This is a genomic window from Roseitranquillus sediminis (genome assembly GCF_016918935.1).
Lineage (GTDB): Bacteria > Pseudomonadota > Alphaproteobacteria > Rhodobacterales > Rhodobacteraceae > Roseitranquillus > Roseitranquillus sediminis.
Genome location: NZ_JAFFOB010000018.1, coordinates 265,107 through 286,543, shown reverse-complemented (window position 1 = coordinate 286,543; position 21,437 = coordinate 265,107). Strand labels below are relative to the sequence as shown.

The following is a 21,437-nucleotide window of genomic DNA, read 5'->3' as shown; positions in this document are numbered from 1 at the left end:
CGGCCGTGACGCGGACTGCATCTGCCTGCCGACGCGGCGCGGGACTTTTGGCATCACATGGCGCGGCTGCGCCGTCGGAATTCGCTGGGCGACAATCCTGCGCGACTTCGGAACCATCGGGAGAAGTAGTAGACGTCGGTGAAGCCGAGCTCCTCCGCAATCCGGCCGACATGCGCCGAGGTCGAGATGAGGCGCGACTGTGCCAGTCCGAACCGGCAACTCTGCCAGTAGCTCTTCGGCGTCACGCCCCAGCAGGCGCGGAAGCGGCGGTCGAACTCCCGCGGACCCAATCCGGCCTTCGCCGCCAGGGCGGATGCCGTGATGAATCGATCGGCGTGCGCCTCGACGATGCGACGGGCACGGATCATCTCCGGGTCATTGCGCCTCACCGCCGCGTCCACCTGCCCGGCGCTGCGGACGTGCCGCACGGCAAGAGCTACCGCCTCGGCCGCGGCTTCAAGGCGTAGCAGCTCCGAATCTGCATTCCAGCGATGGTAAAGGTCTGTGAGCTCCCGCGGGCCGCCGTCCGGCAGAGGGAATGCGATCGGCAGCAAGTCCCGTTCGTGCAGCGGGACGCCGGCGGGCGAGGTGATGCCGACGTGCAGGTTGACCATCTCCCACCCCACGCCCGCGAGCTTTTCCCAGCGGCACCTCACGAACGGCGGCGGCACGACCACAACGCCCGGTCGCGCCTCCACCCGCACGCTGCCGATGTTCAGCCACCCCGCTCCCGCGATGGTGTGGACAAGATGCAAATCCTGTGTCCACTGCGGCACCGCGTCGAAAGCGTCCCGAGGTCCGTAGGCTACGTGCCGGATCGAGTGCAGGGAGAAGGCCCAGCCATGTCCGATGTCGATCAAGCTCTCCGCCCACTCTGAAGTTGAGGAGAAAAAGTACAAATCTGGAGTGAGCGCGTCCATGGCCCGTCCGGCAGGCTCGTGACAGGAATGGCGGCAGGAGCGAGAACGGGGGGCAGGTGATGCACAGGACGGTCGCGAACTGGACGGACTTTCGCAAGCATTGGGCGGGGCCGACGAACTTCCGGCTGACGGGTGAGGTCGCGGCGTGGGAGTGGCAGCCACCTCCGCTCAACCGGATCGTGGACGAGCTTCGGCACGACGAGGGGGTCACGATAAAGCGCGGAACCCGCTCGGATCGGCTCGACCTGGAGGTCCTGTCGCCGGACGTCTTCCGAGCCATGCCGATTGAGCGGGCGATGGAGGTGCCCTTCGCGCTGGCCCACTTCGACCTTGGCCGCTTCGATGCGCCAGGTCGCTTCCTCCACGGCTTCGGGGAGGCGGTGCTCGATCCCTGGGAGGCGGCGCTCGCCGACGCCGGCTTCACCTGGGAGCGCTGCTACCCCATCGCCTTCGTCAGCGGGCGCGGATGCGCCACGAATTACCACATGGACGTCTCGCACGTGCTCGCATGGCAGGTCTACGGGACCAAGCGCTTCTGTGGCTTGCGCGACCCTGATCGCTGGGCCGACCGGGGGGCGCGGGTGGCGTACGACCCGAAGTCCTTCTCCCGCCCGGACGGGATCCGCGAGGAGGATGCGCTCTGCTACGACATGCGTCCAGGCGAGCGGCTGTGGAACGTGCTGCTGACCCCGCACTGGGTGGAAGCCGGGGACGAGGTCGCGCTCAGCTTCAACATCTCGCACGGAGGGCTGAGACTGAACGGCCGTCTGTCGCGGAACGAGGCCGAGCTGGAAGAGGCGCGCGAGTCCGCGCCGGAGCGCGCCCCCGCGCGGGTCGAGCGCCGCTACCGCTGAGGCGCAGGGCCCGTCGTCCCGCGCAGGACGAGCCTCGTGGAGATCGTCCGCAGTGTCCCCTGCGGGACCGCCCCCGCGATTAGTGCCAGGAGCATTGCAATGGCGCACCTGCCGGCTTCTTCCGAGGAGGTGGTGACGGTCGTCATCGGCGGGTTGGTCCGCGCGCCCAGCACGTCGTCGCACCCCACGAGCGAGAAATCTTTCGGGATCGCGACGCCGCGATGGGACAGGCCCGTCATCAGCCCGTGGGCGGTGATGTCGTCGAAGGCGACAGCGGCGGTCGCGCCGCTGTCCAGCACGGGCGGTGCCAGTTCCAGCCCGGTCTCGTAGGCGGGCTTCGTCACCGGCACCACCGTGAGTGACATCCCGAGCCGCTCAGCCTCCGCCTTCGCCGCCGCGCGGCGCTCCTGTTCCGACCAGGACTTGGGCGGTCCGCTCACGTAGATGATGCGTTCGTGGCCGAGGGAATGGAGGTGGCGGACGGCTTCGGCGACGGCCGGGCCGCTGTCGATCAGGATCCGCGGGATGCCCGCCACGTCGCGGTTGACGAGCACCAGCGGGCAAAGGTCCGCATAGGCGCGTATCCGGTCCTCGTCGAGCCGCGAGGCGATGAGAAGCAGCCCGGAAACCTGGCTCAGAAAATGGCTGACGAGCCGGTCCTCCTGTTCCGGATCCTCGTCGGAGTTGCCGAGGAAGACGCAGAAGTCGGAGCGGTCGGCCTCGACCTGACCCGCGCGGATCAGCGGTGGAAAGAACGGGTTGGCGATGTCGGGCACGACCATGCCGATGTTGCCGTGGCGCCCGGTGCTGAGCGCCCGCGCGGCGCGGTTCGGCCGGTAGCCGATCCGGGCCGCCACCTCGGCGATCCGGTCGACGGTCTCGGGGTTCAACATGTCGGGGCGCGAGAAGGCGCGCGACACGGTGGATTTGGAGACGCCGACGGCCCGGGCCAGGTCCGCCATCGTCGGCCGCTCGCGAGCGAGCGGGAGAGGAGCCGGTGGAGCGTCGTCGCGACTCGTCATCCCGTTTGCCTTCGTCGGAGCCATCCATGCAGTCGCCGCAAGCGAGGCGGGCGTCAAGCAGACGGCTGATGCCGAGCCGCATAGGGTTGACGTGCAACCGGTTGCGCGAGACTGTTCCCCACGTTCGCCGGAGGCAGCGCTCTGGCTGCGGATCAGTGGCAACGAGGTGGGTGGGACAGGAGTGGTACGGTGGAAGTGAAGAGGCGCCAGGTCGACCGACTCGAGATCATCAGCTTCCCCAGCCGTGCCGCAATGGCCGAGACGGCGGCCGCGGACATGGCGGCAGAGCTGCGGCAGCGCCTGGCCGCGAAGCCCGCGGTCCGGATGGTCTTCGCCGCGGCGCCCAGCCAGGAGGATACGCTGGAGGCCCTGATGAACGCACCGGGCATCGACTGGAGCCGGGTGACGGCCTTCCACATGGACGACTACATTGGCCTGCCGTCCGACGCCCCGCAACGCTTCGCCAACTGGCTCGAGCCGCGGGTCTTTTCTCGCCAGCCGTTCGCGGCCGTTCACCGGCTGGATCCAGGGGCGGAACCCGAGCGTGCGGCAAGGGACTACGCAGCTCTGCTGAACGAGGCGCCGATCGACGTCATCGGCCTCGGTATAGGCACCAATGGTCACATCGCCTTCAACGATCCGCCGGCGGACCTGGATGACCCGCTGGACGTCAGGGTCGTCGAACTGGACCGGACCTGCCGCCAGCAGCAGGTCGACGACGCGTGCTTCGCGCGGATCGAGGACGTGCCGCGCCAGGCGCTGACCCTGACGGTGCCATGCATGATGCGCGCCGAGCGGCTCTTCTGCATCGTCCCGACCAAGGCCAAGCGCGCCGCCACGCACGCGGCCCTGCACGGGCCGATCACCGGCGACTGCCCCGCGTCGGTTTTGCGCCGGCACCCGGCCTGCACCCTTTACCTCGAGCCGGAGTCGGACCCCGATGCGTGACGGCGAGGATCTATCGGCCGAATACTTCGACCAAGTCACTGCGCTGATGCGGCGGATCCGGGACGAGGAGGCTGAGCCGTTGGCCAGAGCGGCATCGCGTCTGGCCGACCAGATCGCCGCCGACCGTCTGATCCACGTCTACGGTCCCGGCGGGCATTCGAACCTTGCGGCGCAGGAGATCTTTTTCCGTGCCGGCGGCCTGATGCATGTCAGCGCCATCCTGGACGAAGGAACGCTCTTGTCGAACGGCGCGCTTCGCTCGATGCAGGTGGAGCGGCTGCCGGGCTACGGGAGGATCGTCATCGCCGACCAGGGACTTGGCGAGGGCGACGTCCTCCTCCTCGTGAATGCCTACGGTATCAACGCCGCGCTGATCGATGCGGCGATGACGGCGCGGGAGCGGGGCGTCTTCCTGATCGGCGTCAGCAGCCGTTCGCATGCCGAGAGCACTTCGCCGGATCACCCGGCCCGGCATCCGAGCAAGGCGAACCTGCACGACCTCGTCGACATCGCCATCGACTGCAAGGTGCCAGTCGGCGACGCGCTGGTGGAGATCGATGGGGTAGGCGAAAGGATCGGCGCGGTCTCGACCTTCGCCAACGCTTTTGCGCTGAACAACCTCGTCATCCGGACGGTGGCCGAGTTGAAGACGCGGGGCATCGAGTCTCCTGTCTGGCGCAGCGGCAACGCGCCCGGCGGGGACGAGGCGAACGCCCGCTTCCTCGACCGCTTCCAAGGCAGGGTGCCGCGGCTTTGACCGGACATCTCTTCGGATGCGATCCGGCAACCGGACGTGGCCTTGCGGTCGATGTCGCGGACGGCGTGATCGTCGCGGTGAACGAGACGGCGGAGGCACCAAAGAACTACCTGTCCGCGGGACTTGTCGACCTTCAGGTCAACGGCCACAGCGGGATCGATCTGGCCGGCGATAAGCTTTCGGCCGATGACGTGGCGCGGCTGACGCGCTTGCTCTGGTCACGGGGCACCACGACCTACCTCCCCACGCTGATCACCGCCGCCGAACCGACCTTGATCCGCGCATTGAAGGCTATCGCCGCCGCGCGCGAGCAAGATGCGCTGGTCGCCCATACGATTCTAGGCGTCCATGTCGAGGGGCCGGCGATCTCACCCGATGACGGCCCGCGCGGTGCCCATCCACGCGCCCATGTCCGCCCGCCCGACCTCGACGAGGTGGCGCGCTGGCAGGAGGCCAGCGGCGGGCTGGTCAGCATGATCACCATGTCGCCGCACTGGGACGGCGCGGCGGAGTTCGTCCGCGGCGTCACGGACCAGGGGATCGTCGTGGCCCTCGGCCATACCCATGCGACGCCCGAGCAGATCCGTGCCGCGGTGGACGCCGGCGCGACGTTCTCGACTCACCTCGGCAACGGTGCGGCGGCGATGCTGCCGCGCCACCCGAACATGATCTGGACGCAGCTCGCAGAGGACAGGCTTTCGGCGAGCTTCATTGCCGACGGTCACCATCTGCCGGCCGACGTCCTGACCGCGATGATCCGAGCGAAGGGGCTCGCGCGCAGCATCCTCGTCTCGGACAGCGCGGCGCTCGCGGGGATGCCGCCGGGCCTCTACGAACAGCCGATCGGCGGTCGCGTGGAGCTGCGCGCGGACGGTTGGCTCGGCACGTCCGGGACCGTCTATCTGGCCGGTGCCTCGCGTTCGCTCGACGAGGACGTGGCGATCGCGGCAGACCTCGCCGGCCTGACGCTGGCGCAAGCGCTGAGCCTCGCCACCGTTAACCCCGGCCGGTATGTCGGCCATCGCGGCTGCCTCGCGGTCGGAGCGTCCGCGGACCTCATCCTGTTTGACTGGTCGTCCGGGGCGCGCACGCTGAAGATTCGGGAAACCTGGGTCAAAGGGCAACGGCAATGAGCAAGCTCGTGGCCGGCGCAATGGAGGTCGAGATCACGCCTACGCCCGAGCTGCTGGGTCGTGGCCTGTGCCTCGCCGGCTTCGCCGCCCGCACCGAGCCCGCGACCGGCGTCCATGACCCGCTCGCCGCACGAGCCGTCGTGGTCGAAGACACCGCCATCGTGGTCGTCGACGTGATCGGCCTGCACGAGGAGACCAGCGCCCGCATCCGCGCCCGGTGCGCTTTGCCAGACGCGAACGTCGTCGTGACGTCGACACACACGCATGGCGCCCCAGCCTCGGTCCAGGGGCGGCTGGGCGCGGAGCCGGAAGCCGAATTCCTCCGTTCGATCGAGGACGCCTGCGTCGCCGCCCTCGACGGCGCCTGTGCCGCAAGGCAGCCTGTCACGCTGACCGTGGGGCAGGGGGTCGACCCCGGCGTCGCCCGCAATCGCCGGCATCGAGGCGGAGACGTGGACGGCGCCGTGCCGATACTGCGGCTGCGGAGCGACGACGGCACCGTGGTGGCGGTCATCGTCGCATACGCCTGCCACCCGGTGGTCCTGGGCCCGGACAACCGGCGCATCACCGCCGACTACCCACACTACGTCCGCGAGCGGGTGCGTGCTGCACACCCCGAAGCGGTTGCTCTGTTCCTCACCGGCTGTGCGGGAGATGCCAACACGGGGCACAGCGCGCAGGACTCGCTGTCGCTTCGCGCGACCGACGCCCGCAGCTTTCGCGCCGCCGAGAAGGCGGGTGTGGCGATCGCGGAGGCCGCCCTCGCCGCCTCGGAGAGACCCGCCGAAGGACCGACCGAGGCACTGGACGCCCTTGTCACCCTCGACCTCGCCCGGCGCGAGGCGGACCTTCCGAACCTTGCGCGCAAGTGGCGGGCCGAAGCCGAGACCGCCGACGAGGTTCGGCGCGTCGTGCTGGAGCATTGGATCCGCTGGGCCGAGACCTACGCCGACACTCCTCCGGGTTCCTGGACCGCGCGCGTCTCGGCCCTGCGATGGGCCGGCGTACCCATCGTCGCGTTGCCGGGTGAGATTTTCGCTCAGACGGGTCTTTCCATCCGGGCGGCGTGCGGAGACACGGCGGCTTTCGTGCTCGGCTATGCCGACTCCTTTCCGGGCTACATCCCGCCCGCGGACGAGTTTTCCTTCGGGGGGTACGAGGTCGAAGAGGCGCATCGCTTCATCGGCATGCCAGCCGCCTTTGCGCGAGGCTCGGCCGAGCGGCTCGCGGCGACCGCCCTCGACCTCCTGTCGAGCGGCGGAGCGGTGGCTTCCAAGGAGACGGCAGGATGAAGCCCGATGCGAGGTCAGAGACGGCTACGCAACCGGTTGCGGAAAGGCCGGAATTCCGCCAGCATCCTTCAAACAAATTATAACACAGGAGAGGTCCCGATGAAGTTTCTTGCCAATGGACTGGCCGTGCCACTCAGGAAGACGGCGCTCTTTGCTACCGTGTCCGGGCTCGGGCTCACGGCCGCCAGCGATGACGCGGGCGCGCAGTCGATCCAGGTCTGGAGCGGGTATCCGGAACTCGCTCCGTTCTACGAGCACGTGGCCGAGGGGATGGCGGATGAATACCCTGATCTCGAGGTCACGGTGGAGGCAATCAACCTGCGCGACCACGAGCGCCGCGTCGCCCTCGGCCTGACGTCTGGCGAGGCGGCCGAGGTGATCGAGCTCGCCAGCGCGCTCGCCAGCCGCTACCTCGCCGCCGGACTGCTGAACCAGGCACCCGACGAGGTGAGCGAGTTTGTCACCAACCCAGAGAACTTCAGCGAGTTCTTCCTCGAAGGCGTCACCTGGGACGGCGAGATCTACGGCGTGCCGCTGTTCCGCGGCCAGAGCGCGCTCTACTACAACACCGACATGCTTGCCGAGGCCGGGCTGGACGGCCCGCCGCAGACCATGGAGGAGTTCGATACCTACGCCGAGCAGCTGACGCAGCGGAACGAGGCGGGCGACCCGGTCGTTTCGGGATGGACGCTGCGCCTGTCGGGCGGTGGCGCGGGCATCGCCGAGAAGTTCTGGATCAACATGTTCCAGCACGGCGAATTCCCACTGGTCGAGACGTCCGAGGGCAAGTGGGTCTCGCGCCTCAACACCGAGGCCGGGCGCGCGGCGCTGCAGCAGTACCTGCACAACCTCTACGAAACCGAGACGGTGACGATCGACCTGCCGGCCGACGCCGAGGCGTTCGAGCGCGAGCAGAGCGCGATGCTGATCCGGGAGTCGTGGGTTATCGGCGACATCGCCGCAAAGGCGCCGGACCTGAACTACGCCACCGCAACGCTGCCGGAAGGATCGATTGTCTCGGCAGTGAACCTCTACATCTCGGGCGACGGCGAGGAAGAGCAGGCCGCGTGGGACTTTGCGCTGGCCGCGCAGCAGCCCGAGAACCTGCTCTGGCTGCTCGACAATGTAGGCTGGCTGCCGAACCGTGCCGGCCTCGACTATTCCGAGATCGTTGCCGCAAAACCCGCCTTCGGCGCGTTCGTGGACTATCCGGAGGACTACGCCTTCTTCACCACGCCGGCCATTGGTCCGATCGAAGAGGTGATGGCCCGCATGGCATCCAAGCTGGAACAGGCCTTCGCCGATCCGTCGCTCGCGGGCGACGACGAGGCGATCGGCGCCTTCCTCCAGGAGACGGACGACGAGATCAACGCGCTCCTCGATCGCGAGGGCATCCTCGGCGAGCGGTAACATCAGCGTCCCCGGGCCACGGCCCGGGGACTGCGAGAGGGGGCGAGCGTGCAGCGTCGTCGGTGGCTATTCTCGATCGTGGCGATTTTGCCCGTGCTGGCGATCTTCGCCTATGTGCGGGTCTTTCCCATCGTCGAGATCCTGCGGCTGAGCGTCCACAAGTGGGACATCCTCTCGGTCGCCAAGCCCTTCATCGGCCTCGCGAACTTTCGCGAGTTGATGGGGGACCGCCTGTTTCACGAGGCGCTGCTGAACACCTCCATCATCGCCTTCGGCGTGCTGGCGATCACGGTGCCGCTGTCTATGACGCTGGCCGCCCTGATCTACCATCGCACCCGCAGCCGCTTTGCCGGGTTCTACGAGACCACCGTCTTCATCCCGCATGTCGTCTCGCTCGTGCCGGCGGCGATGGCGTGGAAGTGGATCTTCGACGCCCAGCTCGGCCCGCTGAACGCGCTCCTCTCCGTCTTCGGGGTCGAGCCCAAGGCCTGGCTCTTCGACCCCGTCCTGTCGCTGGTCTGCGTGATCGTACTCTGTTCATGGCAGGCGCTGGGCTACTGCGTTCTAATCTACCTCGTCGGGTTCAAAAACCTGCCGAACTCGCTCTTCGAGGCGGCCAAGCTCGACGGGGCGTCGGGCCTGCAGTCCTTCTGGAACATCTCGGTGCCGATGTTGAAGCCGATCACGCTCTACGTCTCGGTGATCACGCTGGTCACGTCGTTCAACGTCTATGCGCAGGTCTACGTCCTCGCTTCCGACGCGCAGGGAGCGCCGGGCCGGCAGGTGCGGGTGCTGGTCCTCGACATGCTCGAGAACAGCTTCCGCAACTACCGCATCGGATACGCGGCCTCTGAGGCAGTGATCCTGCTGCTCATCGTTCTCCTGCTCACCCTGGTCCAGTTCCGCCTGCTGCGGGAACGCCGGAGCCGCGCATGACGTCGCGTCCAGACATACACGGCGTCAAGGTCGAGGCGCCTGCCACCGGCACCGGCGGCGTGCTGCCCGACCTGCCGCACCGGCGGAAGAAGACGCCGCTGGCCGACCGTGCCATCGACGTGTTCCTGTTGCTCTTCGGCTTCTTCATGGTGCTGCCGCTGCTCCTGCTGATCGCGAACGCCTTCAAGACGCCGGAGGAGATGCTCGCCTGGCCGCCGACTCTGGTGCCGCGCGAGCCGACGATCTCGAATTTCACGTCGGTGCTCTCGTCAACGCCGCTGCTGCGCTGGATCTTCAACAGCCTCGCCTTCGCGCTCTCGTCGGCCATTGCGATCTCGGTCACTTCGGCAATCGCGGGCTACCTCATGGCGAAGTTCCCGTCGCGCACGATGAGCGTCCTCTTCGCGGTGATCCTGGCGACGGCTATCGTGCCGTTCGAGGTCTACATGATCCCGCTCTACTTTCAGGCGCAGGCGCTCGGCATCCTGAACTCGCTGCCCGGGCTGCTGCTGGGCTACCTGGTAATGAGCTTCGGCATCTTCCTTATCCGGCAGAACGTGATCCACTCGATCCCGGACGAGCTGCTCGAGGCCGCGCGCATCGACGGAGCGGGCGAGATCTGGATCTTCGTCCGGGTCGTCGTGCCGCTGCTGCGCGGGGCTCTCGGCGCCCTCTTCGTGCTCGCGTTCTTCCAGGCGTGGACCGCATTCGCGTGGCCGATCATCGTGGCCACGACCAAGGAAAGCTACACGATCGAGGTCGGCCTAGCGCTCTTCCAGACGGGCTTCACCATCGATCTCGGCCGGCTCAGCGCGGCCTCCGCACTGGTCCTGGTCCCCTCAGTCACGATCTTCATCTTCCTGCGTCGCAACCTTGTGCAGGGCGTGGCGAGCACTGGCCTGAAGGAGTGACGCGATGAACGATGCGGGGCCGGGAACGGCCGACGATTTCCTGGCGCGAGTGACAAGTCGCTACCTCACGTCGAATGCGGCGACGCTGAACTGGATGCTGGAGCGGCCGCGGCTGCACGGGCGTTTTCTAAACACCAAGCTGAACCCGCTGACCCTGTTGGACTATGGGCCGAGCGACGGCATGCGCGGGCCGGACTGGCTCTACGGCTGGATCCAGGGGCGTGGGCTGGAAGCGGTGACGACACATGCCCGCCGCTATGAGGAGACGGACCCGGACTTCGCCGCCAGGCTCGATGAGGCCGGGCGCTCGCTCTACACCGCGCTCGACGAGCTCTGGTCGCGGGATGGGCACGGCTACTTCTGCTACGATCGCGACCTGCGGCCCGTCTACCCGACCAACGACGGCGTGGCGCCGCAGACGCTGTGCGGCGACGTCTACACCTATTCCGACGCCTTCTTCGCCAAGGGACTGATCTGCGGCGCGGCACGCTATGCGCCGGACGATGTGCCGCGACATCTCCGCTCGCTCGCGAAGGTGATCGAGGCGATTGACGACGACCGCTTCCAGATGGCCGAAAAGGTCGCTTTGGATCCGGCCACCGCCCACGCGGAGCCTGCAGACTTCGGACCGCGCATGATCCTGCTGGGCGCCGCCGGAATGCTGGCGCGGCTAGGCCTTGGCGGCGAGACGAAATACGCTGACCGCTTCATCGGACACATCCTCGACCGCCACCACGACCCCGCGACGAGCCTGCTCCGCAATGTCCCCGGCGAAGACGACTGCAACGTGGGTCACGGCATCGAGTTCGTAGGATTTGCGCTCGATCACCTGCCGCCGGATGCGGACCCGGAGACCGTCGCGAGACTGGAGGCAATCCTCGTCGCCTCGTTCGACATGGGCTTCCAGGGCCCCGGCATCCGGCTGACCGTCTCGGCCGGGACGGGCCGGCCAGTCAGCCCCTACTGCCCCTGGTGGTCTCTGCCCGAGACGATCCGCAGCGCCGCGCTGGCGCACGCACGAAGCGGCAGCGCAGACACCTTGCGTCTCTGGCAGAAGGCGGACCGGACCTTCTTTAAGGATTACTGGCGCGGCACGCCGCCGATCGCGGTCCAGTGCCTCACGCCCGACGGCCCCATCGACTACGTTCCCGCAACACCGTGTCTAGATCCGGGATATCATACCGGGCTGAGCCTTCTGGCCGCGGCCGACGTGGCAGAGCGGCTCGCCTCCAGAACGACGAAAGCAAACTGACGCCATGTCTTCGGTAGAAATCGAGAACGTCCACAAGATCTTCGGAACGACGCACGTCATCAGGGATGTCTCGATCGACGTGCCGGACGGGTCATTCGTCGTGCTCGTCGGCCCGTCCGGCTGTGGGAAGTCGACCCTGCTGCGAATGATTGCAGGGCTCGAGGAAATCTCGGCGGGCGAGATCAAGATCGGCGCGAGGGTGATCAACGAGGTTCAGCCCAAGCACCGGAACATCGCAATGGTGTTCCAGAACTACGCCCTCTATCCGCACATGACGGTGGCTGAGAACATGGGCTTCTCGCTGCGCCTGGCGCGGCATTCGAAGGACGAGATCGCGACCAAGGTGCGTGACGCCGCGCAGATCCTGGGTCTCTCGAACTACCTCGAGCGCTTTCCGCGCGAACTCTCGGGCGGCCAGCGCCAGCGGGTGGCCATGGGCCGCGCCATCGTCCGCGACCCGGAGGTATTTCTCTTCGACGAGCCGCTCTCCAACCTCGACGCCAAGCTGCGGGTCCAGATGCGTGCCGAGCTGAAGGAGATCCACGGCCGCCTGAAGACCACCACGATCTATGTCACTCATGACCAGATCGAGGCGATGACGATGGCCGACAAGATCGTCGTCATGCGCGACGGCGTGGTCGAGCAGCTGGGCGACCCGCTCACTCTCTACGACCGGCCGGTCAACATGTTCGTCGCGGGGTTCATCGGGTCGCCGTCGATCAACTTCGTCGGCGGGCGCATCGCGCGCACGGATGGCGCCGCAAAGTTCCTGTCGCACAGCGGCGTGCGCTGGCAGGTCGATCCGCGCGTGGCCGAGGTGGCCGGCGGCACACCCGTGACCTACGGCATACGTCCCGAGCACTTCGCCCTCGCGACGGACGGCGAGAGCGGCACGCTGCCCGCTGTGGTCGTGACCGTGGAACCGACCGGCGCCGAGACGCACGTAGTCGCCGATATCGGCGAGGATCGCATCACGGCGGTCCTGCGGGAGCGGGTTTCCGCACGCCCCGGGGAGAAGATCCATCTCCGCCCGGATCCAGCACAGGCACATCTTTTCGAGAGCGAAAGCACCCTGCGCATACAGCCGTCCGGCGAGGCGCACTGAAAAGCGCCTCACAAGGTCGGCTTAGCTCCAGAACGAATGCCTTGGCATGGGCTAGCGACTAGCGGCTTCGCAAGCCAAGCGCCGGCTGTCTGCCGGGCTGACGCCATTCCAGCAGCCCGTCGCCGAGAAATTTATTTCGCAGCGCGAGTTGGGTATTCAGTTCTTCCAGACAATTAGTATCGTGAAAATCAGCACTTCGCTGCCCGGTGCGCGTCGTGCACGAACACATCGTAACAACATGAGGGAACCATGGGATCCAGATCAGAGGCCTGCGCTCGAGCCGAAGCGTCCATCGAGGACGGTACTTTCCTGGAGGATCTTGCCCGGCGCGTCGCGATCCCCACTGAGAGCCAGATCCTGTCCCGCCGCCCGGAGCTCTATCGCTACGTGACCGACGAGATCGGACCCTCGTTCGACAGGATGGGCTACACGTGGCGCGTCTTCGACAACCCGGTCGATGAGCGCGGACCCGTCCTGCTTGCGGAGCGCCAGGTCGATCCGTCACTGCCGACTGCGCTCGTCTACGGCCACGGCGACGTGGTCCGCGGGCTGGAAGAGACCTGGGACGAGGGGCTCAATCCCTGGAACCTCACCGAGGACGGCGATCGCGTCTACGGCCGCGGCACTGTCGACAACAAGGGCCAGCACACCGTCGCCATGCGCGCGGCGCAGGCCGTCGCCGAGGAGAACGGCGGCGAGCCTCGCTGCAACATGAAGTTCATCATCGAGACGGGCGAGGAGCAGGGCTCGCCCGGGCTGCAGCAGGTCCTCCACGAGAACCGCGAGGCCTTCGCGTCCGACGTCTTCATCGGCCTTGACGGGCCGCGGATGTCGTTCGACCGTATGGACCTGACGCTCGGCTGCCGGGGCGGCTACCGCTTCGACCTGGTCGTCGACCTCGACCGTTCGGGCGGGCTGCATTCGGGGCACTGGGGCGGCGTGCTGCCGGACGCGGGCATCATCCTGGCACACGCGATCTCGACCCTGACCACGCCGCAGGGCCGCATCCTAGTCGAGGACTGGCTGCCGAAGTCGGTGCCGGATTCCGTCATGGAGGCCGCCAAGGCGCTGAAGGTCGACCACGTCGAAGGAATGCCCGAGCCGGATCCAGAGTGGGGCGAGACCAGCCTCAGTCGGGCGCAGAAGGTCTTTGCCTGGACCAGCTTCATCATCCTCGCCTTCAAGACCGGAAACCCCGAAAACCCGGTCAACTCTGTGCCGAGCCGCGCCGTTGCCACCTGCCAGATCCGCCACACCGTCGACGTGCCGGCAGATGTCCTGATGCCTGCGCTGCGGCGCCATCTGGACGAGCGCGGCTTCGGCGGGGTCCAGATCGTGCCGACCGTCGAGCGCGAGCAATTCGCGCCTTCGCGCACGGACCCGAACGATCCGTGGGTCAGGTTCGTGGCGGACTCGGTCGAGCGCACCACCGGTACGGCACCGAACGTCAAGCCGTGCTCGGCCGGCAGCAACCCGAGCCAGATGTTCATCGACGAGCTCGGCACGCCGGTCATCTGGATCCCGCACTCCTACAGCGGATGCAAGCAGCACGGCCCGAACGAGCACGGGCTCAAGTCGCTCTTCGGCGAGGGGCTGGGCGTGATGGCCGGCGTCTTCTGGGACCTGGCGGATCGCCCGGCGACCTGACGTGCATCTCCCGGCGCGACGGCATGCCCGCCGCGCCGGCTCAGTCGCGGAGCGTGGTCAGGAACTCTTTCAGGACGGCGTTAAACGCCTCTGGCGTCTCCCAGTAGGGCGAATGGCCCACGCCCGGCATCCGGTGGAGCCGCGCACCGGGAATCGCATCCCGAACGGCCTCGAGGATCGCCGGCGGGTAGAGCACGTCCTCTTCGCCCGAAAGGATCAGGGTCGGTGTACCGTAGCCCGCCAGCGTCTCCGGCGTCGTGCCGCCTTCCAGCGTCTCGAGACTCTTGCGGAAGAGCGGCCCCGGCGGCTCGGTCAAGGCGCGGAGCTGCTCGTAGAGGAACGTCAGGTCCGGACGCCCCTCGCGAAAGGCGGGTGCGAGTGCCGCGGTGGGCGCCTCGACGCCGCGCGGGATCTTCCGCCGCGCCTCCTGCGTCTCGAGCACCGCCGGAATCATCAGCCCGCCCGGAGTGCTCGACAGGACCAGCCCGCGGACCCTCTCGGGATGACGCGCGGTGAAGCCCAGGCAGGTGCGCCCGCCCATGGACTGGCCCACGAGCACCGCACGCTCGATCCCCTCGGCGTCGAGCAGCGCCTCGAGGTCGTCGACAAAGAAGCGCAGGTGCGGACCGTCCTCGGCGCAGGTCGAACGGGCGAAGCCGCGATGGTCGAAGACCACCACCCGGTGATCGGCTGCGAAGACCGGCACTTGGTTGAACCAGCTCGCCGCGCAGCCGCCGCGGCCGTGGGCGAAGACCAGCGCCGGCCCCTCGCGGCCATGAATCTCGTAGTAGAGGCGGCAGCCGTCCCGTTGCAGCCGTGCCATGGCGCTACGCCCTCCGCTCGCCGATGTCCCACCAGACGCCGGCCATCATCGCCATCCCCTCCTCGGCGACGCTCGCCAGCATGTGCTCGTTCGGCGCGTGCTGCGAGCAGGCGGGGTGCGAGTGCGGCACCCAGACGGTCGGCATCCCGAGCGTCTCGGCGAAGACCTCGTTCGGCAACGAGCCGCCGAGGTTCGGCAGCAGGCTGACCGGCTTGCCCGTCGTCTCCTCGACCGAGGCGCGGACGAGGCGGACCCAGTCGTTGTCGGGGTCCGTACGCGTCGCGCTGAAGAAGCCGCGCTTCATGCGCTCGACCTTGATGTCGCTGAAGCCGTGCGCGTCGAGATGCTCGCGGAGCGCGGGGAGGATCTGTTCGCCGTCGACGCCGACGACGTAGCGCAGCTGGCAGGTCGCGCGGGCCCAGCCGGGCACGGCGTTCACCGGCGCCTCCGGCCGCCCGCAGAGGAAGGCCAGCACCTCAAAGCTGCTGAAGCCCATCACCTGCGCAGGTCCCTGCAGGCCGGGCTCGCCCCAGTCGGGGTTGAGCTGGGGGTCGTTCGGACCGGGTTCGAAGGCCAGCTGGTCGAGTGCCGCCCGCACGTTCTCCGGAATCGAGGGCGGACGCCACGCATCGATCTGGATCCGCCCGTTCGCATCCGTCAGCGTCGCCAGCGCATGGGCGAGGCGGATACCGGGGTTCGTCAGCACGCCGCCCCAATTGCCTGAATGGTGCGCGCCTTCGCGGCATTCGCAGATGAGGTGGAAGTTCAGCGAGCCGCGCGCGCCGAGGAAGACGGTCGGCCTGTCCGCCCCGATGCGCGGACCGTCCGAGGCGATCAGCACGTCAGCCGAGAGGAGGTCGCGGTGCGTCTCGGCGAGCTCCTGCAGGCCCGGCGAGCCCGACTCCTCGCCCATCTCGATGATCACCTTCACGTTGAAGCCGAGCCGGCCGCGCGCCTCCAGCACCGCCGACAGCGCCGCCAGGTTGATCGCGTGCTGCCCCTTGTTGTCGACGGTGCCGCGCCCGTAGAGCCGCCCGTCGCGCTCGACCAGCTTCCAGGGGTCGAGGCCCTCGTCCCAGTCGCCTGCCATGCCCCAGAGCACGTCGCCATGGCCGTAGGTCAGCACGGTCGGCAGGTCGTCGCCCTCGTGCCGCTCGGCGAAGAGGGCCGGCAGGCGGTCGATGGACGGGTTCTCGAGGATGCGGCATGAGAAGCCCATACTCTCGAGCCAGGGGCGCATCTCGTCCTCGAGGTAGCGCCGGTGGTCGGCACCGCTGTCCTCGCGCGGGCTCTCGGACGGGATGGCGACGCGCCGCGCCAGCTCGGAGGCGAAGTGCCCGTCGGTGACGTGGCGGCGAGCTGCGGCGATGGCGTCGGCACGGGACATAGGGTCAGAACTCCATCTCAGGCGTCAGGGGACGAGCGTTTCTTTCATTGCTTCGCGGTTCAGCGTCACGCCGAAGCCGGGGCGGTCGGGGACATGCAGTCGCCCCGCTTCGGGTTCGGGCGCGTCGAGGTAGATCATGCGCTCCCACGCGTCGGTGCCGAGGTGGCATTCGGCAAGCGTGCCGCCGCGCAGGCCGGCGACGTGGTGCATGGAGTAGACCCCGCCGCCGCCCGCGTCCGAGATCGGCCGCTCGTAGATCTGGGCGATGGCGCCGACACGGCGGACCTCAGTCATGCCGCCGGCGTAGAGGCTGTTGGGCATGAAGATGTCAATGGCGTCCGCCTCAACCCACTCGCGAAAGCGGGTCGCGTGCCCGTCCATCTGTCCGGCCGAGAGCGGGATCGAGGTGCCGCGCCTCAAAGCCGCCAGGTCGCGCGGATCGTTGCCGCGCACCGGGTCCTCGAACCAAGCAATGTCGCACTCCTCGATCCGGCGGCAGAGGCGGCGCGCATAGTCGAGGGTGATGCTCTCGTTGGCGTCGATGGCGAGCAGGATGTCGTCGCCGAGCGCGTCGCGCACGTGATGGACGCGGCGGACGTCGCCGGGCAGGCCATCCTTTGCCACACCCACCAGCATCTTCAGGCGTGTGTGGCCTTGCGCGATCAGCATCCGCGCCACCTCGACCAGCTCGTCCGGCTCGTAGTCGCCAAAGCCGAAGGTGACGTAGACGTCGGCATGGTCGCGATGGCCGCCGAGCAGACCCGCGACCGGGCGACCGCTCACCTGACCGATCAGGTCCCACAGGGCGAGGTCGACCGCGCTGAGCGCCCAGAGGTTGACGCCGGACTGCCGACCGCGCTCGGACAGCACCTTGCGCAGGCGGCCGTGGATTGCTTCAAGGTCGCGGATGTCCATGCCCTTGATGGCCGGCAGGATGTGGCGGGTAATGGCGGTCACGGTGGCATGGCAGAGGAACCTGCCCGTCATGCCGACCCCCACGCGCCCGTCATCGGTCTCGACCTCGCAGATGACGCGGGTTGAGCCGCGCGCCGAGCCGGGCTTGAGCGGCAGGTCGGCGACATGCCGGTGCACGCTGGCGCGGATGTCGCCGATACGCGTTGTCATCGCTGGACTCCTTCCCGCCGTCAGGCCGGTTGCGGCTCTCGCGCCGCCTGCGCCGCGGCTTCGTCGTAGAGGTGGCATTCCACCATCCGGTCGCCGTCGCTGAGCGGACGCGGGTGCAGGGTCGAGCAGTGCGGCATCGCGTGCGGGCATCGCGGGTGAAAGCTGCAACCCGGCGGCGGGTCCATCGGGTTCGGGAACGCCGCGCCCAGGTGCGTGTCCGGAATGCCGAGCTCCGGCTCGGGCGTCAGCACCGAGCTCAGCAGCGCCTCCGTGTAGGGATGGCGCGGGTTGGCGAAGAGCTGCTCCGTCGGCTGCTCCTCGACGATCCGGCCGAGATACATCACCGCGACCCTCGTCGCGATGTGCTGGACCACCGCGAGGTTGTGGCTGATCAGGACATAGCTGACGTTCAGCTCGTCCTTGATGTCGAGCAGCAGGTTCAGGATCTGGGACTGCACCGAGACGTCGAGGGCCGAGGTCGGCTCGTCGCAGATGACCACCTCCGGGCGCATGATGAGCGCGCGCGCGATCGCGACGCGCTGCCGCTGCCCGCCCGAGAGCTGGTTGGGATAGCTGTCGAGGTAGCGCCGCGAGAGGCCAACCATGTCGAGCATCTCGGCAACCTTCGCGCGCCGCTCGGACGCCGACCCGACATTATGGATGCGGAGCGGCAGCGAGACGATGTCCTCGACCGACTTGCGCGGGTTGAGCGAGGAGTACGGGTTCTGAAAGATCGGCTGGATGCGCCGCGCCCGCTCGAGCGGGCTCGACCGCGAGATCGCCTTGCCGCCGACGAGCACCTCGCCCTCGCTCGGGTCGAGCAGGCCGAGCAGCATGTTGGCCAGTGTGGACTTGCCGCAGCCGGACTCGCCGACAAGTCCCAGCACCTCGCCCTGCCGCAGGCTGAGCGACACCCCCTTGACCGCCGAGAAGGTGGTCGCCCGCTTGAAGAGGCTCGCGCCGATCGTGAAGCGGCGGGTGACGTCCCGCGCCTCCAGCACCATTTCGTTCATGTCAGACGTCCTCCAGCTCGTCGGCGCGGCTCAGGCTCTCGGCCTCGTCCATGATGCAGCGCCATTCGTGCCCGGTCTCGTTGTGGCGCAGGCGGTCGAAGTCGGCGCAGGCGGATCGCGCGTGCCCGCAGCGGTCACGGAAGGCACAGCCCCGGATCTCGCCGATGAGGCTCGGCACGATGCCGGGGATGGAGCCCAGTCGCTCGCCTGGCCGCGTCCGCCCCGGGATGGGCATGCAGCGCAGCAGGCCCCGCGTATAGGGATGCAGCGGCGCGCCGAAGACTTGGCGCGCGCTGCCGTTCTCGACGACCTGACCGGCATACATAACGAGCACACGGTCGGCGATGCGGGCCACGACGCCCAGATCGTGGGTGATCAGCACCAGCCCCATGCCGAACTCGGCCTGAAGTTCCGACAGCAGGAGGAGGATCTGCGCTTGGATCGTCACGTCGAGCGCAGTTGTCGGCTCGTCGGCGATGATGACGGCGGGGCCGCACATCAGGCTCATGGCGATCATCACCCGCTGGCGCAGACCGCCAGAGAGCTGGTGCGGGTACTGGCCGAGCCGCTTCGCCGCGCCGGTGATCCCGACCTTCTCCAGCAGGAAGATCGCGCGCTCGCGCGCCTCAGCCCGCGAGACGCGCTTGTGCCACAGCATCGCCTCCATCAGCTGGTCGCCGATTGTGTAGGCGGGATTGAGGCTCGTCATCGGCTCCTGGAAGATCATGCTCAGCCGATCGCCGCGGATCGTCTGCATCTGACGCCGCGAGGCGCTTTGGAGGTCGATGCCGTCGAAGATGAGCTTGTCGGCCGTGCGGCGCGCCGCACGCGGCAGCAGGCCCATCAAGGCGAGGGAAGTCAGAGACTTGCCGCACCCCGACTCGCCGACGATGCAGAGCGTTTCTCCCTTCTCGAGCGAGAAGGAGACGCCGCGCACCGCATGAAGGACGCCTCCGGCGACGGGGATGTCGACGCGCAGGTTCTCGACTTCAAGCACTTTGCTCAACTGCGGTTCTCCGGTGTCAGGATGTCGCGAAGCCCGTCGCCGAGGAGGTTGATCGCCAGCACAAGGGCGAAGATCGCCGCGCCGGGCACCATGATCAGCCAGGGCTCGAACAGGAGGTACTGGCGGCCCTCGGCAACCATCAGGCCCCAAGACGGCGTCGGCGGCTGCACCCCGAGTCCGAGGAACGACAGCGCGGCCTCGAGCAGGATGGCGTTGGCCATCTCGAACGTGCCGATCACGACGAGACTGCCAAAGATGTTGGGGAGGATTTCGCGGATGATGATGTAGGGCGTCGAACAGCCCACCGCACGCGCCGCGAGCACGTATTCCTGCGACCTGACCTGCATCGTCGCGCTGCGCATGACGACGGCGAAGCGGTCCCAGAGCAGCAGGCCGAGCACGAGGATGACCACGATCAGGCTGCCGCCGACGATCGAGACGATCGCCAGCGCCACCATGATGACGGGCAGCGTGAGGCGCGTCATCACCACGAAGTTGACCACGAGGTCGACCCGCCCGCCGAAGTAGCCGGCCAGCACGCCGAGCGTGGTGCCGATGAGGCCGGAGGTGATGACGGTGAAGATGCCGATGATCAGCGAGATGCGCGCGCCATAGAGGATGCGGCTGAGGTAGTCGCGCCCGAGTCCGTCGGTGCCGAGCGGATGCTCCCACGTGCCGTTTTCCATCCAGATCGGCGGGACGAGGCGGTTCGTCATGCTCTGCACGTAGGGATCGTGCGGCGCGAGCAGCGGTGCCGCCAGCGCCATCAGCACGATCAGGACGAATATGACCACGCCGACCATGAAGGCCGAGTGCTTGAATGCGCGGCGCAGGAATTGGCCGTCGCGCCATCTTGGCTTGGCCGGTGCCGGTGGCGTGGCGGCGTCTTCGGGTGAGGAGAGTTCCTTGAAGGTCATCGCCGGATCCTCGGGTCGAGCCACGCATTGAGGAAGTCGGAGAGCAGCACGAGCACGATGTAGAAGACCGCCACGATCAGCAGGATCGCCTGCACGACCGGCACATCGAGGCGCGAGATCGATTCCCAGGCGAGGTAGCCCACGCCCTGTATGCCGAAGACGGTCTCGATGACGACGGAGCCGCCGAGCATGTTGCCGAACTGAACCGCCGTCAGCGCCACCACAGGAATGACCGCGTTGCGGAGCGCGTGCTTGAAGAGCACGACGCGGGTGCTGAGTCCCTTCGCGTAGGCGGTGCGGATGTAGTCGGACTCGAGCACTTCGATCATGCCGGCGCGGGTCAGGCGCATGACCGGCGGGGTGGCGTAGTAGCCGAGCGCGATCGCGGGCAAGATGAAGTGCCCGATCGTCTCCGAGCCCGAGGGCGGCGCGATGCCGAGGCGAAGCGCGAAGATCACGATCAGGATGAGGCCGAACCAGAAGTTCGGCATCGCCTGCCCGAGGACCGCCAGGCTCAGCGCCGCGCGGTCGAGCCAGGTGTTCGGGCGGAACGCGGCGAGGATGCCGAGCGGAATGGAGAGGCTGAGCATCACCAGCAGCGACATGGACGCGAGCGTCAGCGTGTTGGGCAGGCGGTGCATGATCAGGTCGGCCACGGTCTCGCGGAAGAAGAGCGAGCGGCCGAAGTCACCCTGCGCCGCGTCGGTGATCCAGGCCAGGTAGCGGACCGGCCATGGTCGGTCGAGCCCCAGGCTCGCGCGCAGCTCGGCGACCTGTTCGGGCGTCGCCTCCTCGCCTGCGATGGCCGAGACCACGTCGCCCGACGAGTTGAGAAGGAAGAAGGTGAGCAGCGACACGGCGAGGCACACCAGCAGCGCCAGCGCCAGTCGTTGCAGAAGGTAGCGGAACATGGACCGTCGCCTTTCCGTCGGGCCGGAGGTGCGGGCGCCTTCGGTGCGAAGGCGCCCGCGGATCGAAT

General features: G+C 67.9%; 20 protein-coding genes. 11 read left to right on the top strand and 9 right to left on the bottom strand.

The window, feature by feature from the left end; translation table 11 throughout:
- Nucleotides 1-53 precede the first annotated feature (53 nt).
- Entirely contained in the window at nucleotides 54-860 is an 807-nt protein-coding gene (locus JM664_RS13255) for a helix-turn-helix domain-containing protein (protein WP_227420396.1), read from the bottom strand.
- A 119-nt stretch (nucleotides 861-979) separates the two neighbouring features.
- Between JM664_RS13255 and JM664_RS13250 the strand changes: the two genes are divergently transcribed.
- Nucleotides 980-1,774 (top strand): hypothetical protein, encoded by a 795-nt coding sequence (locus tag JM664_RS13250; RefSeq protein ID WP_227420395.1) that lies wholly within the window; start codon nucleotides 980-982, stop codon nucleotides 1,772-1,774.
- On the opposite strand, the gene JM664_RS13245 is transcribed toward JM664_RS13250, so the two are convergent.
- Complete coding sequence (locus JM664_RS13245) at nucleotides 1,765-2,736, bottom strand: LacI family DNA-binding transcriptional regulator (RefSeq protein WP_227420394.1); 972 nt, start codon at nucleotides 2,734-2,736, stop codon at nucleotides 1,765-1,767. The genes JM664_RS13250 and JM664_RS13245 overlap by 10 nt on opposite strands.
- A 249-nt stretch (nucleotides 2,737-2,985) precedes the next feature.
- Here JM664_RS13245 and JM664_RS13240 point away from each other — a divergent pair, with 249 nt between their 5' ends.
- From JM664_RS13240 to JM664_RS13195, 10 genes are all read left to right on the top strand, one after another.
- Nucleotides 2,986-3,744: a 6-phosphogluconolactonase gene (locus tag JM664_RS13240; protein WP_227420393.1), complete on the top strand. Its 759-nt coding sequence runs from the start codon at nucleotides 2,986-2,988 to the stop codon at nucleotides 3,742-3,744.
- Nucleotides 3,737-4,501 carry a sugar isomerase domain-containing protein gene (locus JM664_RS13235; RefSeq protein ID WP_227420392.1) on the top strand — a complete coding sequence of 255 codons (765 nt, stop codon included), beginning with the start codon at nucleotides 3,737-3,739 and terminating at the stop codon, nucleotides 4,499-4,501. Before JM664_RS13240 ends, JM664_RS13235 begins: the two co-directional genes overlap by 8 nt.
- Nucleotides 4,498-5,634, top strand: a complete 1,137-nt coding sequence (locus JM664_RS13230) for an N-acetylglucosamine-6-phosphate deacetylase (RefSeq protein WP_227420391.1) — start codon at nucleotides 4,498-4,500, stop codon at nucleotides 5,632-5,634. The genes JM664_RS13235 and JM664_RS13230 overlap by 4 nt, the downstream gene beginning before the upstream one ends.
- Nucleotides 5,631-6,926 carry a neutral/alkaline non-lysosomal ceramidase N-terminal domain-containing protein gene (locus JM664_RS13225; protein WP_227420390.1) on the top strand — a complete coding sequence of 432 codons (1,296 nt, stop codon included), beginning with the start codon at nucleotides 5,631-5,633 and terminating at the stop codon, nucleotides 6,924-6,926. Before JM664_RS13230 ends, JM664_RS13225 begins: the two co-directional genes overlap by 4 nt.
- Before the next feature lie 99 nt (nucleotides 6,927-7,025).
- Nucleotides 7,026-8,336 (top strand): ABC transporter substrate-binding protein, encoded by a 1,311-nt coding sequence (locus JM664_RS13220; RefSeq protein WP_227420389.1) that lies wholly within the window; start codon nucleotides 7,026-7,028, stop codon nucleotides 8,334-8,336.
- Nucleotides 8,337-8,414: 78 nt separating this feature from the next.
- Nucleotides 8,415-9,272, top strand: a complete 858-nt coding sequence (locus JM664_RS13215) for a carbohydrate ABC transporter permease (protein ID WP_227420388.1) — start codon at nucleotides 8,415-8,417, stop codon at nucleotides 9,270-9,272.
- Nucleotides 9,269-10,183, top strand: coding sequence for a carbohydrate ABC transporter permease (locus JM664_RS13210; protein WP_227420387.1), 915 nt, complete (start codon nucleotides 9,269-9,271; stop codon nucleotides 10,181-10,183). The genes JM664_RS13215 and JM664_RS13210 overlap by 4 nt, the downstream gene beginning before the upstream one ends.
- Nucleotides 10,184-10,187: 4 nt before the next feature.
- Nucleotides 10,188-11,435: an AGE family epimerase/isomerase gene (locus JM664_RS13205; RefSeq protein ID WP_227420386.1), complete on the top strand. Its 1,248-nt coding sequence runs from the start codon at nucleotides 10,188-10,190 to the stop codon at nucleotides 11,433-11,435.
- Between the two features lie 4 nt (nucleotides 11,436-11,439).
- The gene (locus tag JM664_RS13200; RefSeq protein WP_227420385.1) at nucleotides 11,440-12,540 is read left to right on the top strand and encodes an ABC transporter ATP-binding protein; all 1,101 of its coding nucleotides are present in this window, start codon (nucleotides 11,440-11,442) and stop codon (nucleotides 12,538-12,540) included.
- A gap of 249 nt (nucleotides 12,541-12,789) precedes the next feature.
- The gene (locus JM664_RS13195; RefSeq protein ID WP_227420384.1) at nucleotides 12,790-14,187 is read left to right on the top strand and encodes a M20/M25/M40 family metallo-hydrolase; all 1,398 of its coding nucleotides are present in this window, start codon (nucleotides 12,790-12,792) and stop codon (nucleotides 14,185-14,187) included.
- Between the two features lie 40 nt (nucleotides 14,188-14,227).
- Here JM664_RS13195 and JM664_RS13190 read toward each other — a convergent pair whose 3' ends face one another.
- The 7 genes from JM664_RS13190 to JM664_RS13160 are packed head-to-tail and all read right to left on the bottom strand — an operon-like array spanning nucleotide 14,228 to nucleotide 21,369.
- The gene (locus tag JM664_RS13190) at nucleotides 14,228-15,010 is read right to left on the bottom strand and encodes an alpha/beta fold hydrolase (protein ID WP_227420383.1); all 783 of its coding nucleotides are present in this window, start codon (nucleotides 15,008-15,010) and stop codon (nucleotides 14,228-14,230) included.
- A gap of 4 nt (nucleotides 15,011-15,014) precedes the next feature.
- Nucleotides 15,015-16,397 (bottom strand): M20 family metallopeptidase, encoded by a 1,383-nt coding sequence (locus tag JM664_RS13185; protein WP_227420382.1) that lies wholly within the window; start codon nucleotides 16,395-16,397, stop codon nucleotides 15,015-15,017.
- Between the two features lie 24 nt (nucleotides 16,398-16,421).
- Nucleotides 16,422-17,522: a mandelate racemase/muconate lactonizing enzyme family protein gene (locus tag JM664_RS13180; protein ID WP_227420381.1), complete on the bottom strand. Its 1,101-nt coding sequence runs from the start codon at nucleotides 17,520-17,522 to the stop codon at nucleotides 16,422-16,424.
- A 20-nt stretch (nucleotides 17,523-17,542) separates the two neighbouring features.
- Nucleotides 17,543-18,535, bottom strand: a complete 993-nt coding sequence (locus JM664_RS13175) for an ABC transporter ATP-binding protein (protein WP_227420380.1) — start codon at nucleotides 18,533-18,535, stop codon at nucleotides 17,543-17,545.
- A 1-nt stretch (nucleotide 18,536) separates the two neighbouring features.
- Nucleotides 18,537-19,541: an ABC transporter ATP-binding protein gene (locus JM664_RS13170; RefSeq protein ID WP_227420379.1), complete on the bottom strand. Its 1,005-nt coding sequence runs from the start codon at nucleotides 19,539-19,541 to the stop codon at nucleotides 18,537-18,539.
- A complete protein-coding gene (locus JM664_RS13165; protein ID WP_227420378.1) occupies nucleotides 19,538-20,458 on the bottom strand; it encodes an ABC transporter permease in 921 nt (306 codons plus the stop codon). The genes JM664_RS13170 and JM664_RS13165 overlap by 4 nt, the downstream gene beginning before the upstream one ends.
- On the bottom strand, nucleotides 20,455-21,369 hold the full coding sequence (locus JM664_RS13160; RefSeq protein ID WP_227420377.1) for an ABC transporter permease: 915 nt from the start codon (nucleotides 21,367-21,369) through the stop codon (nucleotides 20,455-20,457). Before JM664_RS13160 ends, JM664_RS13165 begins: the two co-directional genes overlap by 4 nt.
- Nucleotides 21,370-21,437: the final 68 nt, after the last annotated feature.

Excerpts from the sequence above, each read along its gene's own strand:
- JM664_RS13250 (WP_227420395.1), top strand. The coding sequence starts at position 980 with ATGCACAGGACGGTCGCGAACTGGACGGACTTTCGCAAGCATTGGGCG.
- JM664_RS13245 (WP_227420394.1), bottom strand. The coding sequence starts at position 2,736 with ATGGCGGACCTGGCCCGGGCCGTCGGCGTCTCCAAATCCACCGTGTCG.
- JM664_RS13235 (WP_227420392.1), top strand. The coding sequence starts at position 3,737 with ATGCGTGACGGCGAGGATCTATCGGCCGAATACTTCGACCAAGTCACT.
- JM664_RS13225 (WP_227420390.1), top strand. The coding sequence starts at position 5,631 with ATGAGCAAGCTCGTGGCCGGCGCAATGGAGGTCGAGATCACGCCTACG.
- JM664_RS13220 (WP_227420389.1), top strand. The coding sequence starts at position 7,026 with ATGAAGTTTCTTGCCAATGGACTGGCCGTGCCACTCAGGAAGACGGCG.
- JM664_RS13210 (WP_227420387.1), top strand. The coding sequence starts at position 9,269 with ATGACGTCGCGTCCAGACATACACGGCGTCAAGGTCGAGGCGCCTGCC.
- JM664_RS13205 (WP_227420386.1), top strand. The coding sequence starts at position 10,188 with ATGAACGATGCGGGGCCGGGAACGGCCGACGATTTCCTGGCGCGAGTG.
- JM664_RS13200 (WP_227420385.1), top strand. The coding sequence starts at position 11,440 with ATGTCTTCGGTAGAAATCGAGAACGTCCACAAGATCTTCGGAACGACG.
- JM664_RS13195 (WP_227420384.1), top strand. The coding sequence starts at position 12,790 with ATGGGATCCAGATCAGAGGCCTGCGCTCGAGCCGAAGCGTCCATCGAG.
- JM664_RS13190 (WP_227420383.1), bottom strand. The coding sequence starts at position 15,010 with ATGGCACGGCTGCAACGGGACGGCTGCCGCCTCTACTACGAGATTCAT.
- JM664_RS13185 (WP_227420382.1), bottom strand. The coding sequence starts at position 16,397 with ATGTCCCGTGCCGACGCCATCGCCGCAGCTCGCCGCCACGTCACCGAC.
- JM664_RS13180 (WP_227420381.1), bottom strand. The coding sequence starts at position 17,522 with ATGACAACGCGTATCGGCGACATCCGCGCCAGCGTGCACCGGCATGTC.
- JM664_RS13175 (WP_227420380.1), bottom strand. The coding sequence starts at position 18,535 with ATGAACGAAATGGTGCTGGAGGCGCGGGACGTCACCCGCCGCTTCACG.
- JM664_RS13165 (WP_227420378.1), bottom strand. The coding sequence starts at position 20,458 with ATGACCTTCAAGGAACTCTCCTCACCCGAAGACGCCGCCACGCCACCG.
- JM664_RS13160 (WP_227420377.1), bottom strand. The coding sequence starts at position 21,369 with ATGTTCCGCTACCTTCTGCAACGACTGGCGCTGGCGCTGCTGGTGTGC.